14 protein-coding genes are annotated in these 15,057 nt (G+C 64.7%); 8 read left to right on the top strand and 6 right to left on the bottom strand.

The genetic code is table 11. From position 1 onward, the window contains the following. Positions 1–262: 262 nt before the first annotated feature. The 3 genes from msrQ to G0A00_RS07770 all read right to left on the bottom strand — a co-directional run bounded on the left by msrQ (position 263) and on the right by G0A00_RS07770 (position 3,380). Entirely contained in the window at positions 263–883 is a 621-nt protein-coding gene (gene msrQ, locus G0A00_RS07780) for a protein-methionine-sulfoxide reductase heme-binding subunit MsrQ (protein ID WP_164180188.1), read from the bottom strand. Positions 884–886: 3 nt separating this feature from the next. Continuing rightward, a complete protein-coding gene (gene msrP, locus G0A00_RS07775; protein WP_164180186.1) occupies positions 887–1,789 on the bottom strand; it encodes a protein-methionine-sulfoxide reductase catalytic subunit MsrP in 903 nt (300 codons plus the stop codon). Positions 1,790–1,886: 97 nt separating this feature from the next. After that, complete coding sequence (locus G0A00_RS07770; protein WP_164180184.1) at positions 1,887–3,380, bottom strand: FMN-binding glutamate synthase family protein; 1,494 nt, start codon at positions 3,378–3,380, stop codon at positions 1,887–1,889. 345 nt (positions 3,381–3,725) lie between these two features. On the opposite strand from G0A00_RS07770, the gene G0A00_RS07765 reads away from it, so the two are divergent. Beyond that, positions 3,726–4,211, top strand: coding sequence for a fasciclin domain-containing protein (locus G0A00_RS07765; protein WP_203595305.1), 486 nt, complete (start codon positions 3,726–3,728; stop codon positions 4,209–4,211). Positions 4,212–4,312: 101 nt separating this feature from the next. Here the strand turns inward: G0A00_RS07765 and clpB are convergent, their stop codons facing one another. Beyond that, positions 4,313–6,928 (bottom strand): ATP-dependent chaperone ClpB, encoded by a 2,616-nt coding sequence (gene clpB, locus G0A00_RS07760; RefSeq protein ID WP_164180182.1) that lies wholly within the window; start codon positions 6,926–6,928, stop codon positions 4,313–4,315. 282 nt (positions 6,929–7,210) lie between these two features. Here clpB and G0A00_RS07755 point away from each other — a divergent pair, with 282 nt between their 5' ends. Beyond that, positions 7,211–7,501, top strand: coding sequence for a hypothetical protein (locus tag G0A00_RS07755; RefSeq protein WP_164180180.1), 291 nt, complete (start codon positions 7,211–7,213; stop codon positions 7,499–7,501). A 5-nt stretch (positions 7,502–7,506) separates the two neighbouring features. Here the strand turns inward: G0A00_RS07755 and G0A00_RS07750 are convergent, their stop codons facing one another. Continuing rightward, the gene (locus tag G0A00_RS07750; protein WP_164180178.1) at positions 7,507–8,121 is read right to left on the bottom strand and encodes a phospholipid-binding protein MlaC; all 615 of its coding nucleotides are present in this window, start codon (positions 8,119–8,121) and stop codon (positions 7,507–7,509) included. Further along, positions 8,121–8,927 carry a VacJ family lipoprotein gene (locus G0A00_RS07745; protein WP_235952961.1) on the bottom strand — a complete coding sequence of 269 codons (807 nt, stop codon included), beginning with the start codon at positions 8,925–8,927 and terminating at the stop codon, positions 8,121–8,123. The genes G0A00_RS07750 and G0A00_RS07745 overlap by 1 nt, the downstream gene beginning before the upstream one ends. 140 nt (positions 8,928–9,067) lie before the next feature. Here G0A00_RS07745 and G0A00_RS07740 point away from each other — a divergent pair, with 140 nt between their 5' ends. From G0A00_RS07740 to G0A00_RS07715, 6 genes are all read left to right on the top strand, one after another. Then, positions 9,068–10,798: a type I secretion system permease/ATPase gene (locus G0A00_RS07740; RefSeq protein ID WP_164180176.1), complete on the top strand. Its 1,731-nt coding sequence runs from the start codon at positions 9,068–9,070 to the stop codon at positions 10,796–10,798. Next, positions 10,798–12,105 carry an HlyD family type I secretion periplasmic adaptor subunit gene (locus G0A00_RS07735; RefSeq protein WP_164180174.1) on the top strand — a complete coding sequence of 436 codons (1,308 nt, stop codon included), beginning with the start codon at positions 10,798–10,800 and terminating at the stop codon, positions 12,103–12,105. Before G0A00_RS07740 ends, G0A00_RS07735 begins: the two co-directional genes overlap by 1 nt. A gap of 131 nt (positions 12,106–12,236) precedes the next feature. After that, positions 12,237–12,698, top strand: a complete 462-nt coding sequence (locus tag G0A00_RS07730) for a RidA family protein (RefSeq protein WP_066103973.1) — start codon at positions 12,237–12,239, stop codon at positions 12,696–12,698. Further along, on the top strand, positions 12,695–13,453 hold the full coding sequence (locus G0A00_RS07725) for a glycerophosphodiester phosphodiesterase family protein (RefSeq protein ID WP_164180208.1): 759 nt from the start codon (positions 12,695–12,697) through the stop codon (positions 13,451–13,453). Before G0A00_RS07730 ends, G0A00_RS07725 begins: the two co-directional genes overlap by 4 nt. Before the next feature lie 68 nt (positions 13,454–13,521). Next, positions 13,522–14,733: a GNAT family N-acetyltransferase gene (locus G0A00_RS07720; protein ID WP_164180172.1), complete on the top strand. Its 1,212-nt coding sequence runs from the start codon at positions 13,522–13,524 to the stop codon at positions 14,731–14,733. After that, the gene (locus tag G0A00_RS07715) at positions 14,730–15,020 is read left to right on the top strand and encodes a 4a-hydroxytetrahydrobiopterin dehydratase (RefSeq protein WP_066103965.1); all 291 of its coding nucleotides are present in this window, start codon (positions 14,730–14,732) and stop codon (positions 15,018–15,020) included. The genes G0A00_RS07720 and G0A00_RS07715 overlap by 4 nt, the downstream gene beginning before the upstream one ends. Positions 15,021–15,057: the final 37 nt, after the last annotated feature.

Genomic DNA, 15,057 nt, shown 5'->3' with positions numbered 1-15,057 from the left:
AAAACAGAGACTTAGAGTGTGAATTTTTTGGCGGCACCCCTGCGCGGCGTAGGCTGCCGCAGGGTGAGCGGACCACCTCGGGGACCAGATATTGCGCCGCCCACAGAGTTATCAACAAGGAGGTGAAAAGCGAGGCCAGACTCGGACCCGAGTCACGCCAGACTCACCCCAGACTCGCCGACTCCCGCAGGCACAATCCATGCACAACGTATGCACAACCCATGCGCATCAGGTGCGTCGCGCAGGGGAGCCGGTGAGCCCCCTACCCTCTTTCCGCGCGCAAAGCGCCGAGCCGTGCGAAGCTGCGCTTTTTCAGGCGGAGGGCCAGCAGCAGGAGGATCGCGCCGAGATAGAGCAGCGGCTCGATCTGGAAACCCTTCCGCAGCAGCACGAAGTGCACCGCCCCCAGAACCACCGCCGGGTAGGTCAGCCAATGGAGCTTGCGCCACGCGCGGCCAAGCTTTCGGACCGAAGCGTTGTTGGAGGTCAGCGCCAGCGGGATCATCAGGGCAAAGCCCAGCATGCCGACGGTGATATAGGGGCGCTTCACGATGTCGGCCCAGATCTGCGAGGGGATCTGCACGTCGAGCACCAGCCAGACCAAAAGGTGCAGCGCGATATAGAAGAAGGAGATCAGCCCCAGCGCCCGGCGGAACCGCAGCAGATTGAGCCCGGCGAAGCGGCGCAGCGGGGTGATCGCCAGCACGACGATGAGGATCTGCAGGCCCAGCTCGCCCAGCTTATGCTCCAGCTCGCGGATCGGCTCGACGCCAAGCGCGCCGGTGAACCCCTGATAGAGGAACCAGATCGGCGGCAGCGGCGCCAAGAGATAGAGCAGCCATGGCGGCACCCGGCGGCTCTGGCGATTGATCCAGTCGATCATGGCTCAGAAATACTCCGACAGATCCATGCCGTCATAGAGCGACGCCACTTCCTCGCCGTAGCCGTTGAACATCAGCGTCGGCTGGCGCTTGGCGAAGAAGCCGCCGCCGATGGGGCGTTCGGTGGCCTGAGACCAGCGCGGGTGATCCACTTCGGGGTTCACATTGGAGTAGAACCCGTACTCGCGGGCGTTGGCCTTGTTCCACGAGGTGGGCGGCTCGCTGTCGGTGAGAGTGACGCGGACGATCGACTTGATCGACTTGAAGCCATATTTCCACGGCACCACCAACCGCAGCGGCGCGCCGTTCTGATTGGGGATGTCCTTGCCGTAGATGCCGGTGGCCAAAAGCGTGAGCGGGTTCATCGCCTCGTCGAGCCGCAGACCTTCCACATAGGGCCAGTCGAGCACCGGATAGGAGACGCCGCGCATCTCGTCGGGGCGTAGCGCCGTCTCGAAGGCAACGTATTTCGCCCCGGATTGCACGCCAGCCATGTTCAGCAGGTCGGCCAGTTCGAACCCGTTCCACGGCACGACCATCGACCACGCCTCGACACAGCGGAAGCGGTAGATGCGCTCTTCGATACTCATCTGCGAGAGAATGTCTTCGAGCGCGTAGGTGCCGGGCTTGTCGACCATGCCGTCGATGGTGACCGACCACGGCTCGGTGGTCAGCGCATCGGCGTATTTCTTGGGGTCGCCCTTATCGGTGCCGAACTCATAGTAATTGTTGTAGCTGGTGATCTCTTCCCAGCTGTTGGGCTCGAGCCCTTCCGCCGCATGGGCGCGGCCCGCGAGACCGGCCAGCGCCAGCCCCCCTGCCCCACCGATGATCTGCCGGCGATTCAGCCAGAGCGACTCGTCGGTAACGTGATGATCCTTGAGATCGCCTTTCCAGCGGAACGCCATTGGACCTTCTCCTTTATACGGGTTTGGTACCGGGATTGGGGCACACAGATTTAAGAAAGGGTAGCGGCAATCCGCCCATCCACCAAACCAAGCGATCTCACGTTGCGGTGTCTCCTCTGTAACTTGGGCGCAGTTTCGAGAAGGGGATCGAGCTGCCGTCGGCCTGCACGATGCGCACATGGCGGCGGCGCATCTGCCGCGGCTCCGAGACGCCAACCGAATGGGCGATGGTCTCGACCTCTTTGATCACCGCTTTGGCGTAATTGGCGACCTTCATGTATTTGTCCTCGACCACGAGGCCCTTTTGCAGTCGCGGATCATGGGTGGTGATGCCGGTCGGGCAGGTGTTGCGGTTGCACTTCAGTGCCTGAATGCAACCCATGGAGAACATGAAGCCGCGTGCCGAGGTGACGAAATCCGCGCCGAGGCAGATCGCCCAAGCCACATCCGCCGGGTTCACCAGCTTGCCCGCCGCGACGATGCGGATGCGTTCCTTGAGGCCATAGCGGTCGCGCAGATCGACGATGCGCGGCAGCGCCTCGCGGATCGGCATGCCGACAAGATCGATAAGCGGCATGGGCGCGGCCCCGGTGCCGCCCTCGCCGCCGTCGATGGTGATGAAGTCGGGCGCGCTTTCCGGCCCGCGCTCGACGATCAGTTGGAACATCCGCTCCCACTCGTCGGAAGAGCCGATCACCGTCTTGAAGCCCACCGGCTTGCCCGAGACGCGGCGGATGTGGACGATCATGTCGAGCAGATCTTCGAAGGTGTCGATCTCGCGGTGGCGGTTCGGCGAGATGCCGGGCTGGCCCACCTTGAGGCCGCGGATCGCGGCGATTTCCGCGTTGACCTTCTCGCCCGGAAGGATGCCGCCCTTGCCGGGCTTGGCACCTTGGGCGAGTTTCAGTTCGAACATCTTCACCTGCGGACGCGCGCCCACCGCCGCCAGCTTGGCGTCGTCGATATTGCCGTGCTCGTCGCGGATGCCAAATTTGGCGGTGCCGATCTGATAGACGAGATCGCAGGCACCAAGCTCGTGGAACGGAGCGAGCCCGCCCTCGCCGGTGTTGAGCCAGACCCCCGCCGCCGCAGCCCCACGGCTGAGCGCCTCGACCGCCGGGCGCGAGATCGCGCCATAGCTCATGCCCGAGATGTTGAAGATCGAGCGCGCCACGAAGGGCACTTTGGCCATCGGGCCGATCACCATCGGCTCGGTCGCCGAGAACTGATCGTCGAGCGGCGGGAAGACCGCGTTCACGAAGATCGGCGTGCCGGGGATGTTGAGGTTGCGGGTGGAGCCGAAGGCGACGGTGTTATCCTTGCCCTTGGTGGCGTGGTAGACCCAGTCGCGCTGCGCCCGGTTGAAGGGCATCTCCTCGCGGTCCATGGCAAAGAAGTACTGGCGGAAGAATTCGCCGAGCTTGCTGAACCAGCCCCGGAAGCGGCCGATCACCGGGTAGTTGCGCCGGATCGCGTCGCCGGTCTGGGTGGTGTCGATCAGGTAGAGCAAGACCACCGCCAGCACTGCAAGACCGATGGCCACCAGAAAGACCAGTGCCAGAACCTGCAGGATATACATTGCCGCGCCCATGAATTCCCTCTGCGTTTTCGTGCGATTGCCGTGTTTCTCGCTTGGTATGGTTACAACCCCATGTCGCAACAGCAAGGCAGGAACGACGGTGTTTTTGGTCTGCACCGGCTGTTAGCGCCATAGCTGGGCAGAGATCGCGCGGCGGCCTGCGCCAGATCATTCACGAGGTGCTGACATGTTCTCACGCAGGCTCGACCAGATCGCCCGGATTTGCCCGATTTCGGGCGCTGCAATAGCCCCGGCCCGTCGTCCGGCAAGCCCGGCTCACGCGGATTTCAGGCTGATCCGTCTGCGAGAAGCCCCCGTAATCCTTGGCACATTCACCTGATGAAGGAGGACTTCACAATGATCCGCATGACTTCCATTGCTCTCACCGCCACCGCAGCCCTGATCGCTGGCCCGGCTCTGGCCGATCACCACATGGAGAAGAACATCGTCGAGACCGCGCAGGAAGCCGGCGACTTCTCGACCCTTCTGGCCGCAGCCGAGGCGGCTGGCCTTGTGGACACGCTGACCGGCGAAGGCCCGTTCACAATCTTCGCCCCCACCGACGAAGCCTTTGACGCGCTGCCCGAGGGCACCGTGGACGAGCTTCTGATGGAAGAGAACAAGGACAAGCTGACCGACATCCTCACCTACCACGTGGTGCCGGGCAAAGTGATGTCGACGGACCTTGAAGACGGCATGATGGCCGAGACCGTGCAGGGCGAGAGCCTTGAGATCATGACCTCGGACGGCGTGACCGTAGACGGCGTGAGCGTCACCAAAGCCGACATCGAAGCCTCGAACGGCGTGATCCACGTCATCGACGGCGTGCTGATGCCCGAGTGATCTGACCGGAGAGCCGGGCGGGATGACCCGCTCGGCCCCGCGAACAGGAAAAAGGCCCGCCGGATCGGCGGGCCTTTCTCACATTATATATAGGGCGCTGTTCAGTGCACCACGGCGTCGTCGGGACGCGGCCGGTTGCTGGCACCGATCTTGTCGCCGATGATCAGCCCGTCGGCCCCGGCGCTCACCGGCACCGTGTCGCCGTCGTGGATGTCGCCGCCGAGGATCATCTCGGCCAGCGGATCCTGCAGAGCGCGCTGGATCACCCGCTTGAGCGGACGTGCCCCGAAGACCGGATCGTAGCCTTCCTCGGCCAGCCACTTCTTGGCGTCCGCGTCGAGCGTAAGGGTGACCTTGCGGTTCGCCAGACGCTTGAGCAGCCGCGCAATCTGGATCTCGACGATGCCGTCCATGTCCTCGCGCTTGAGCCGATCGAAGATGATCGTCTCGTCGAGACGGTTGAGGAACTCGGGGCGGAAGTGCGCCCGAACCGCATCCATCACGTCACGCTTGGCCGCGCCGCTGTCGGCACCTTCCGGCAGCTGGCTGAGCGCCTGCGAGCCGAGGTTGGACGTCAGCACGATCAGCGTCTGCTTGAAGTCCACGGTCCGGCCCTGACCATCGGTCAGCACACCATCGTCGAGCACCTGCAGCAGCACGTTGAACACATCCGGGTGCGCCTTCTCGACCTCGTCGAACAGCACCACCTGATAGGGGCGCCGCCGCACGGCCTCGGTCAGCACACCGCCCTCGTCATAGCCGACGTAGCCCGGAGGCGCGCCGATCAGACGGGCGACCGCGTGTTTCTCCATGAACTCGGACATGTCGATGCGAACCATCGCGCTGTCGTCGTCAAAGAGGAACTCGGCCACGGCCTTGGTCAGCTCGGTTTTACCCACACCGGTCGGCCCGAGGAACAGGAACGAGCCAAGCGGACGGTTCTCGTCGTTGAGCCCGGCCCGCGCACGGCGCACCGCGTTGGCCACGGCGCGCACCGCCTGGTTCTGGCCGATGACCCGCTTGTGCAGACCATCTTCCATGCGCAGCAGCTTTTCGCGCTCGCCCTCGAGCATTTTCGAGGTCGGGATGCCCGTCCAGCGCTCGACCACCTCGGCGATCTGCTCGGGACGCACGGCCTCTTCGACCATGACATCGCCTTCGCCCTTCTCGGCCTGCTCGAGTTTCTGCTCGAGCTCGGGGATCTTGCCGTACTGCAGTTCGCCGGCCTTGGCGAAGTTGCCCTCGCGTTTGGCGATCTCGAGATCGGCGCGCAGCCGGTCGAGCTGTTCCTTGATGTCCCGCGCCGAGGCCAGCTTGTCGCGTTCGGCCTGCCATTTGGCGGTCATCTCGGCAGAGCGCTCTTCCTGCTCGGCCAGTTCCTTCTCGAGCTTTTCGAGCCGGTCCTTCGAGGCAGCATCATCCTCGAGCTTCAGCGCCTCGACCTCGATCTGCATCTGCAGGATGTTGCGGTCGATCTGGTCAAGCTCTTCGGGCTTGCTGTCCACTTCCATGCGCAGGCGGGAAGCGGCCTCATCCATGAGGTCGATCGCCTTGTCGGGCAGGAAACGGTCGGTGATGTAACGGTGCGAGAGCGTCGCCGCGGCCACAAGCGCAGAGTCCGAGATCCGCACGCCGTGGTGCAGTTCGTATTTCTCCTTGATGCCGCGCAGGATCGAGATCGTATCCTCGACCGTGGGCTCCTGCACCATCACCGGCTGGAAGCGCCGTGCGAGGGCCGGGTCTTTTTCCACGTGCTTGCGGTACTCGTCGAGCGTGGTGGCGCCGACGCAGTGCAACTCGCCGCGCGCCAGTGCCGGTTTCAGCAGGTTCGAGGCATCCATCGCCCCATCTGCCTTGCCCGCGCCGACAAGCGTGTGCATCTCGTCGATGAAGAGGATGATCTCGCCAGCGGCGGTCTCGATCTCCTTCAGGATGGCCTTCAGCCGCTCTTCGAATTCGCCGCGGTACTTCGCACCGGCGATCAGCGCGCCCATGTCGAGCGCCATCAGCCGCTTGTTGCGCAGGCTTTCGGGCACGTCGCCATTGACGATGCGCAGCGCAAGGCCTTCGGCAATCGCGGTTTTACCCACGCCGGGCTCACCGATCAGCACAGGGTTGTTCTTGGTCCGGCGCGAGAGCACCTGCATCGAGCGGCGGATCTCGTCGTCACGGCCAATGATCGGGTCGATCTTGCCCTGTTCGGCGGCTTCGGTCAGGTCGCGCGCATACTTCTTGAGGGCGTCATAACCCTCTTCGGCATTGGCGCTGTCCGCCGTGCGGCCCTTGCGAATGTCGTTGATCGCCTCGTTCAGCTTCTGCGGCGTGACCGCGCCAGCCTCCAGCGCCTCCTTGGCGCCGCTGCGCTCGATGGCGAGGGCCATGAGGACACGCTCGACGGGAACAAAGCTGTCGCCCGCCTTCTTCGCGATCTTCTCGGCCTCGTCGAGCACGCGCCCGGTGGCCGAGTCGAGATACACCTGACCGGCGTCGCCCGAGACCTTCGGCTGTTTCGCGAGTTTCTGATCGAGGGTTTCCACCACCCGCTGCGGCGCACCGCCGGCCCGGGTGATCAGGTTGCTGGCCAGCCCCTGGTCATCGTCCATCAGGGCCTTCAGCAGGTGTTCGGGAACCAGCCGCTGATGGCCTTCCCGCATAGCGATGGTCTGCGCGGCTTGAATGAACCCACGCGACCTTTCAGTGAACTTCTCCAAGTTCATCACGTCTCTCCTTCCACAAGCGCCCGTCTGGGATTTGCCCCGCCTGCCAGGCAGCACGGAGCGGTATCGGGCCTCGGAGTAGAGATGGGCGCAGCGCATGAACGGTTCAAGAACATCGGCATGGAAAAAACGCCGGGGTGCGCCCCTCGCCCCCCCTGCAACGGCCTGACACCGATGTTTAACATATTTGCCGCATGGTCGCGGCCAGAGCATGACACTGCGCGACAAAAGACCGCCCGGGGACCGCCCAGTGACAGACCGACCTTTAGAAGGATGCAAGAAATGCATGTGGACCGCGTCGAATTCGAAGGTTTCGAGCCGATGGAACGGGGCGCTGCCGCCCGTCTCTGCGATGGCACCGATCCGGATACCATCGGCCCGCCCGGCGGCAGCGTCTCGCTGATCTCTCAGGATGGGCGGCTGCGGGTCTCGCTGCTCGGCGCGCCGCAGGCGCAGCGGCCAGCGCTGATCGCGGCGATCCGGCTGCTGCTGCGCATGCCGGAGTTTCGCGGCGGAGCGCAGCGGCTGACCTTCGCCAGACCGCTGCCGCTAAGCACCCGCAAGCGCCGCTGAGGCGCTCAGCCCGCCTTGCGCAGGTCGGCGATCATCGCGTCGATATCGCCCCGCCGCCGGTCAAGCATGGCGCCGATCTCGGTCCGTTCGGTGAGCAGCATGTTCACCCCCTCGACGTACATATTGTAGAACCGCCCGGATTTCTCGCCGACGAAGAAGGTCACCTCGAAGGGCGATTGCCCGCGCAGCTTGGCGACGGTGGCCACCTGATAGGCGTTCTTGACCTTCTGCGTCCCGGAGACGGTGATCTCGCTGCCGACGAACTGGCGGAACTGCTTGCCGTATTTGCGCGCGGCATAGCCTTGGAACGCCGCGGTGAAGGCTTTCTTCTGCGCCCCGGTGGCGCGCCGCCCGTCGGCGCCCATCACATAGGCCGCGATATAGGGCATGTCGCCATAGCGCACGAAGATGCGTTCGAACTGCGCGATCATCGCCGACTCGGAGGCGCCCGAGGCGATCACCGCGTTCACGTCGCCGACCAGCCCCTGCACCAATTGCTCGGCCTGCGCCGCGCTGGCCGCCAGCGCCGCGCCGGGCAGCAGCGCCAGCCCCGAGAGCGCCAACCCTGAGAACGCCAGCCCATGGCTGAGGAAGCTGCGGCGGCTCGCGAAATAACTCATCAAAATCCCTCCGTATCCAAGGCTTCGGGGTCGATGAACCCCGCGCCCTCAATGCTGTCGTCGCCCAGTTCGTGACGGCGTTTCTCGAGCCAAATCACCCGGGCCTGCGCGTAGCTGTCGGCACTGCCGGTCAGAACCGCGTCGATCGCGTCGCCATAGTCGCTGCGCTTGATCGCCAGCTCACCCAGACGGGCGCCGTAGCGAACATAGCGTTGCGGCGAGGGAAGCACATAGGCAAACGGGTCGGTGAAAAAGTCGACGAAGAGGCCAACCGTCTCGCGCTCGGTCGAGGGGCCGAGCACCGGAAGCTCCATGTAGGCGCCCTCGGGAAAGCCCCAAACAAACAGTGTTTCGCCAAAATTGCTGCGATCTTCGGGCAGGCCCATGGGGCTGGCGACATCCATCAGCCCGGCGATCCCCAGCGTCGCGTTCACGGAAAAGCGAAGAGTGTTTCGCGAGGCGCGCAGCAATCTGCCTTGCAGAATCTGGTTCACGACGGTCTGCGGCAAAGCGACCGTGTCAGAGAAATTGACCACGCCGGATTTAACCGGCTGCGGAAGCGACGAAATCATTCCGCCGTCGCCTTTACCGGAAAGGCCGGAATAGATTTTCTTGTTAAACGAGTGGACGCGGCGGTTGGCAGGTTCTTGCGGATCGAAGATGCCATCGGGCGACTCGCCCGGACCGGGTGTCGCACAGGCCGCGAATCCCGTTATAAGCGCCATCGCAGCAAAAGCGCGCAGCAGCGAGGCGCAGCCGCCCGTCCGTGGAATTGTCATTAGGAAAAACCGAATCTTGATGTACAAGGCCTAGGTAATTGGAAAAGATGTCCAACCCAAGCGGACAATCGGCATGTGCCTCAGGCGTGGCAAGAGTGCGACATGGATATTTTTGAGAAACCGCGTCGCAGACGAAATACAGACAAACGGAGAGCGGAATAGCGCTCATGCAAAACAGAATAAAATCTGCCGGTGCTGACGAACTTGCATCCGCACGCAAGCAAAGTCGGCCCTATTATTGGTTCGTTGGTGTTTTCAGTTTCTTCGTCAACATGTTGATGCTGACGGGTCCGCTTTACATGCTTCAGGTCTACGATCGGGTCCTTGGCTCGCGGTCCGAAGCGACGCTGCTGGCCCTGACCGCACTTGTGGTGTTTCTCTACGGGATGATGGGCGTGCTCGACTACGCCCGCGGGCGCGTGATGGCACGAGTCGCCGCGCGCTTTCAGGCGGCGCTCGACATGCGCGTCTTCGATGCCGTGATTCGACGCTCGTCGGTAAAAATGGACGAATTGGCCGCCACCGGCCTCAAGGATCTTGAGGCGGTGCAGCGGTTCATGGCCTCGCCGGTGCTGATGGCCCTGTTCGATCTGCCTTGGACGCCGCTGTTCATCGCAGGCATCTTCGTGTTCCACCCGTGGCTCGGATTTCTCGCCATCGGCGGCGGCGTGGTGCTGGTGATCATCACCATCGCCAACCAGATGCTGAGCCGCACCCCGACGCTGAAATCCAACCGCGCGGTGCTGGTCGCCGAGCAGACGTCGGAGCAGATCCGGCTCGACGCCGAGACGGTGCAGGCCATGGGGATGCGCGGGGCCGCGTTCCGCCGCTGGGATCGTGCCCGCTCGGAGGCGCTGAACGGCCAGATCTCGACCAATGACCTCGTCGGCACTTTCACCACGATGACCAAGAGCTTCCGCATGCTGCTGCAGTCGGCGATGCTGGGTCTTGGCGCCTATCTGGTGCTGCAGAACGAGCTGACCGCCGGTGCGATGATCGCGGGCTCGATCCTGATGGGCCGCGCGCTTGCGCCGATCGAGCTGGCGATCGGCCAGTGGCCGATGGTCACCCGCGCCCGCAAAGGCTGGGACAACCTGTCGGAACTGCTGGGCGAAATGCCCCCCGAACCCGCCCGCACGCCGCTGCCCAAGCCGCGCGCCCTGCTGGAGGTTCAGCAGCTTACCGTGGTGCCGCCGGGAGAGCAGCAGGCCGCTCTGCGTCTGGTCTCTTTCGACCTGCAGCCGGGCCATGCGGTCGGCGTGATCGGCTCGTCCGGGGCTGGCAAATCGACGCTGGCGCGCGCGATCACCGGGGTCTGGCGCCCCGCTGGCGGGCGCATCCGCCTCGATGGCGCGACGCTCGATCAGTATGACGAGGATCTGGGCAAGCACATCGGCTATCTGCCGCAGCGGGTCAGCCTGTTCGACGGCACCATCGCCGAGAACATCGCCCGTCTTGCCGACCAGCCCGACCCCGAGAAGATCGTCGAGGCGGCCAAGAAGGCCGACGCGCATGAGATGATCCTCAAGCTGCCCAAGGGCTATGACACCCGCGTCACCGCCACCGGCGGGCGGCTGTCGGGTGGCCAGATGCAGCGCATCGGCCTTGCCCGTGCGATGTATGGCGACCCGGTGATCCTCGTGCTCGACGAGCCCAACTCGAACCTCGACAATGAGGGCAGCGAGGCGGTCAACGCCGCCATCCGCCGCCTCAAGGAAGAGGGTAAATCGGTCATCATCATGGCCCACCGCCCTGCCGCGATCCGCGAATGCGACATGCTGCTGATGCTCGAGCATGGGGCCCGCGTCGCCTATGGTCCGAAGGACGAGGTGCTGCGCGCGCAGGTCAAGAACCACGAACAGATTACCCGGCACGCCGGGCCCGGAGGTGTCCGCTAATGTCGCAAGAGACCGACAAGCGCTTCCCGCTCAAACAACCGCTCATGCTGGGCCTGATCGCCCTGCTGATCCTCGTCGGGGGCTTTGGCACCTGGGCGGCGACAACCAATATTTCCGGCGCCATCGTCGCCGGGGGCCAGATTCAGGTCGAACGCAACCGTCAGGTCGTGCAGCACCCCGATGGCGGTGTGGTCGAAGAGATCGTCGTCGACGAGGGTGATGTGGTCGAGGCTGGCGATGTGCTGGTCAAGCTCGATCCGACGCTTCTGCAGTCCGAGTTGAACATCGTCGAGGGCCAGTATTTCGAACTGGTCGCCCGCCGTGCCCGCCTGCAGGCCGAACGCGACGGCTCCGAGGAGCTGACCTTCGACGAGACGCTGCTGAAGGTGGCCGAATATGACGACGAGGTGCAGGAGCTGATCGAAGGTCAGCGCAACCTGTTCTTCGCCCGTCTCGAGTCGATGAACCGCGAATCCGAGCAGCTGACCAAGCGCCGCGATCAGATCGTGAATCAGGTCGAGGGGCTCGACGCGCAGCAAACCGCGCTGAACAGCCAGCTGTCGCTCATCGAAGAAGAGCTGGATGACCAGAAATCGCTGCTCGACCGCGGTCTTGCGCAGGCCAGCCGCGTGCTCGCCCTGCAGCGCGAAGAGGCGCGGCTGTCGGGTGAGGTCGGCGATCTCACGGCACAAAAGGCAGAGTCCGAAGGCCGGATGACCGAGATCGACATCGAGGTTCTGAAGCTCACCACGAGCCGCCGCGAAGAGGCGATCACCCAGCTGCGCGACATGCAGTACCGCGAGCGCGAGCTGGCCGAACAGCGCTCTGCCCTGCTCGAAAAGCTCAAGCGGATGGAAATCCGCGCGCCCGTCAGCGGCGTGGTCTACGGGCTGACCGTCTTCGCCCCGCGCTCGGTGATCCGCGCCGCGGACCCGGTGCTCTACCTCATTCCGCAGGACCGCCCGCTGGTGATCACCGCGCAGGTGCCGCCGATCCACATCGATCAGGTGCACGTCGGGCAAGAGGTGACACTGCGTTTCTCGGCGCTCGACCAGCGCCGTACGCCCGAGACCTTTGGCACGGTGACGCAGATCTCGGCCGACTCCTTCACCGACGAGAACACCTCGGCCAGCTTCTACCGCGCCGAGATCATGCTCGACGAAGGACAGATCGACCGCCTGCCCGAAGGCACCAGCCTCGTGCCGGGCATGCCGGTAGAGGCCTTCCTGCGCACCGCGGACCGCACGCCGCTCGCCTATTTGGTGAAACCTTTCACCGATTACTTCTCCAAGGCGTTCCGCGAATAAGTCTCGCACATAAAGCTGGGAAGGGGCCGCTGTCTTCGGGACGCGGCCCCTTTTCTTTGAGCTGCCGTGGGTCTAGCGTCCGCCGCAGATCACACGGACAGATCTCTCGGACAGATCACACGGAGGCTCCAATGACCGATATCACCGCCCGCCTTGCAGAGCTTGGCCTGACGCTGCCCGACGCGCCCGCCCCCGCCGCCAACTACGTGCCCTACGTGCAGAGCGGCACCATGCTCTATGTCTCCGGCCAGATCAGCATGGATGAAAACGGCCTGATCACCGGCAAGATCGGCGACACGCTGGATGTCGAGGCCGGGGCCAAGGCCGCCCAGCGCTGCGCCCTGTCGCTGATCGCCCAGGCCAAGGCGGCCTGCGGCGGCGATCTGTCGAAGCTCAAGCGCGTGGTGAAGCTGGTCGGTTTCGTGAACTCCACCCCCGAGTTCACCGAGCAGCCCAAAGTCATCAACGGCGCCTCCGACCTGATGGTCGCGGTCTTCGGCGATGCTGGCAAACACGCCCGCTCGGCGGTCTCCGCGGGCGCGCTGCCCATGGGCGTCGCCGTCGAGATCGAAGCGATCTTCGAGCTCGCCTGATGTCCGGCCTGCCCGCCGCGTTCCTCGACCGGCCCATCGCGCATCGTGCCTTGCATGATCTCGCGGCGGGCCGCCCCGAGAACTCCCGCGCCGCCATCTCGGCGGCCATCGAACAGGGCTATGGCATCGAGATCGACCTGCAGCTTTCGTCCGATGGCGTCGCCATGGTGTTTCACGACGAGCGGCTGGAGCGGCTCACCGGGGCGCGCGGGCTCGTTGGCGCGCGCGATGCCTCCGAGCTTTCGGCGCTGCGCCTCAAGGGCGGCGAGGAGGGCATTCCGACGCTGACCGAGGTGCTGGATCTCGTCGCCGGGCGCGTGCCGCTGCTCATCGAGATCAAGGATCAGGACGGCGCGCTCGGTGCCGATGTGGGACCGCTGGAGAAAGCCACCGCCGATGCGCTGAAAGGATATGACGGCCCGGTGGCGGTGATGTCCTTCAACCCCCATTCCATCGCCCGCATGGCGCGGCTCGCGCCGCAACTGCCGCGCGGGCTGACCACCGATGCCTTCGATCCCGAGGATTGGGCGGGCGTGCCGGGCTGGCGGCTCGAAGAGCTGCGCGCCATCCCCGATTACACCCGCACCGGGGCCTGTTTCATCAGCCACGGCTGGCGCGATCTCGCCACTCCGCGCGTGGCGGAGCTCAAGGAGGCAGGCGCCAGCATCCTGTGCTGGACCATCCGCACGCCCGAGCAGGAGGCAGAGGCCCGCAAGGTGGCCCAGAACGTGACCTTCGAGCAGTATCTCGCGTGAGCGTGTCTTGATCCCGGCCCCGCCGGGATCAGATACTGCCCGGTGATGACAGGGCCAAAGATCTCCGCATGACCGACCAGAGTCCCAACGAGACAGCTGGCGAGACCATCGCCGTCAACGTGCTGAGCTCGCTCGACCAGATTGCTCAAAGCGACTGGGACGCCTGCGCCTGCCCCGAGGCGGCCCATGGCGGGCGCCCGGACGATCCTTTCACAACCTGGCGCTTCCTGCGCGCGCTGGAGCGCTCCGGCTCGGTCGGGCGCGGCACCGGCTGGGAGCCACGCTACCTCGCCGCCGAGAAGGCCGGGCGGCTGATCGCCGTCGCGCCGCTCTATGCCAAGGGCCACAGTCAGGGCGAGTATATCTTCGACCACAGCTTCGCCCATGCCTACGAGCAGGCGGGCGGCGACTATTATCCCAAGCTGCAGATCGCCGTGCCCTTCACCCCCGCCACCGGGCGGCGCTTCCTCACCCGTCCGGGGCATGAGGCCGAGGGCATGATGGCGCTGGTGCAGGGCGCGGTGCAGCTGACCGCCGACAATGATCTGAGCTCGCTGCACATCACCTTCTGCACCGAGGGCGAGGCGGTGGCCGGCGAGCGCATGGGTCTGTTGCGCCGCGTCACCCAGCAGTTCCACTGGCTCAACAGGGATTACGCGGATTTCGACGGGTTTCTCGCCGATCTCAGCTCGCGCAAGCGCAAGGCGGTCCGCAAAGAGCGCGCGCGGGCGCAGGAGTTCGGCGGCCGCATCCGCATCCTCACCGGCGATGAGATCGCGCCCGAGCACTGGGATGCCTTTTGGGAGTTCTATCAGGACACCGGCGGGCGCAAATGGGGCACGCCCTATCTGACCCGCGCCTTCTTTGACGAGCTGCATGAGACCATGCGCGAGGATGTGGCGCTGGTGATCTGCGAGCGCGAGGGCATGCCGGTCGCCGGGGCGCTGAATTTCATTGGCCGCGACGCGCTCTTCGGGCGCTACTGGGGCTGCACCGAGGACCACCCCTGCCTGCATTTCGAGGCGTGCTACTATCAGGCCATCGACTTCGCCATCGCCCACGGTCTCGGGCGGGTGGAGGCCGGGGCGCAGGGCGAACACAAGCTGGCGCGCGGATATCTGCCCAGCCAGACCCATTCGCTGCATTGGTTTCCCGACAAGGGGTTTGCCCGCGCCGTGGCGCACTATCTGGAGGCCGAGGCACGCGCCGTGGACGAGGACATCGAGGTTCTCACCGCCTACGGCCCGTTCCGGAAAGACCACGGGAAGGACACCCAATGACAGAGAAACTCTCCGACACCGGCCGCGCCACCATGCTGGCCCCGCTGCTCGAGAACGGCTGGGAGATGAACGAGGCCGAAGACACGCTGTGCAAGACCTATGAGTTCGGCGATTTCACCGAAGCGTTCTCATGGATGACCCGCGCTGCGCTCTGGGCCGAGAAATGGAACCACCATCCCGACTGGCGCAATGTCTACAAGACCGTGGAGGTGAAGCTCACCACCCATGACGTCGGCGGCCTCAGCTCGCTCGACGCCAAGCTGGCGCGCAAGCTCGACACGCTCTGAGGATCCTCTGAGCATCGCGCCCGGCCTCCCGGCGCAT

The organism is Salipiger sp. PrR002 (genome assembly GCF_010500775.1).
In the GTDB taxonomy this organism is placed as follows: Bacteria; Pseudomonadota; Alphaproteobacteria; order Rhodobacterales; family Rhodobacteraceae; genus Salipiger.
Note: the sequence above shows the minus strand (reverse complement) of the source record. Positions and strands in the feature narration are given on the sequence as shown.

Bases quoted from the DNA above. Each gene is read 5' to 3' on its own strand.
- clpB (WP_164180182.1), bottom strand. From the start codon at position 6,928: ATGAACTTGGAGAAGTTCACTGAAAGGTCGCGTGGGTTCATTCAAGCC.
- G0A00_RS07770 (WP_164180184.1), bottom strand. From the start codon at position 3,380: ATGGGCGCGGCAATGTATATCCTGCAGGTTCTGGCACTGGTCTTTCTG.
- G0A00_RS07735 (WP_164180174.1), top strand. From the start codon at position 10,798: ATGTCGCAAGAGACCGACAAGCGCTTCCCGCTCAAACAACCGCTCATG.
- G0A00_RS07720 (WP_164180172.1), top strand. From the start codon at position 13,522: ATGACCGACCAGAGTCCCAACGAGACAGCTGGCGAGACCATCGCCGTC.
- G0A00_RS07740 (WP_164180176.1), top strand. From the start codon at position 9,068: ATGCAAAACAGAATAAAATCTGCCGGTGCTGACGAACTTGCATCCGCA.
- G0A00_RS07715 (WP_066103965.1), top strand. From the start codon at position 14,730: ATGACAGAGAAACTCTCCGACACCGGCCGCGCCACCATGCTGGCCCCG.
- G0A00_RS07730 (WP_066103973.1), top strand. From the start codon at position 12,237: ATGACCGATATCACCGCCCGCCTTGCAGAGCTTGGCCTGACGCTGCCC.
- G0A00_RS07750 (WP_164180178.1), bottom strand. From the start codon at position 8,121: ATGAGTTATTTCGCGAGCCGCCGCAGCTTCCTCAGCCATGGGCTGGCG.
- G0A00_RS07755 (WP_164180180.1), top strand. From the start codon at position 7,211: ATGCATGTGGACCGCGTCGAATTCGAAGGTTTCGAGCCGATGGAACGG.
- G0A00_RS07765 (WP_203595305.1), top strand. From the start codon at position 3,726: ATGATCCGCATGACTTCCATTGCTCTCACCGCCACCGCAGCCCTGATC.
- msrQ (WP_164180188.1), bottom strand. From the start codon at position 883: ATGATCGACTGGATCAATCGCCAGAGCCGCCGGGTGCCGCCATGGCTG.
- msrP (WP_164180186.1), bottom strand. From the start codon at position 1,789: ATGGCGTTCCGCTGGAAAGGCGATCTCAAGGATCATCACGTTACCGAC.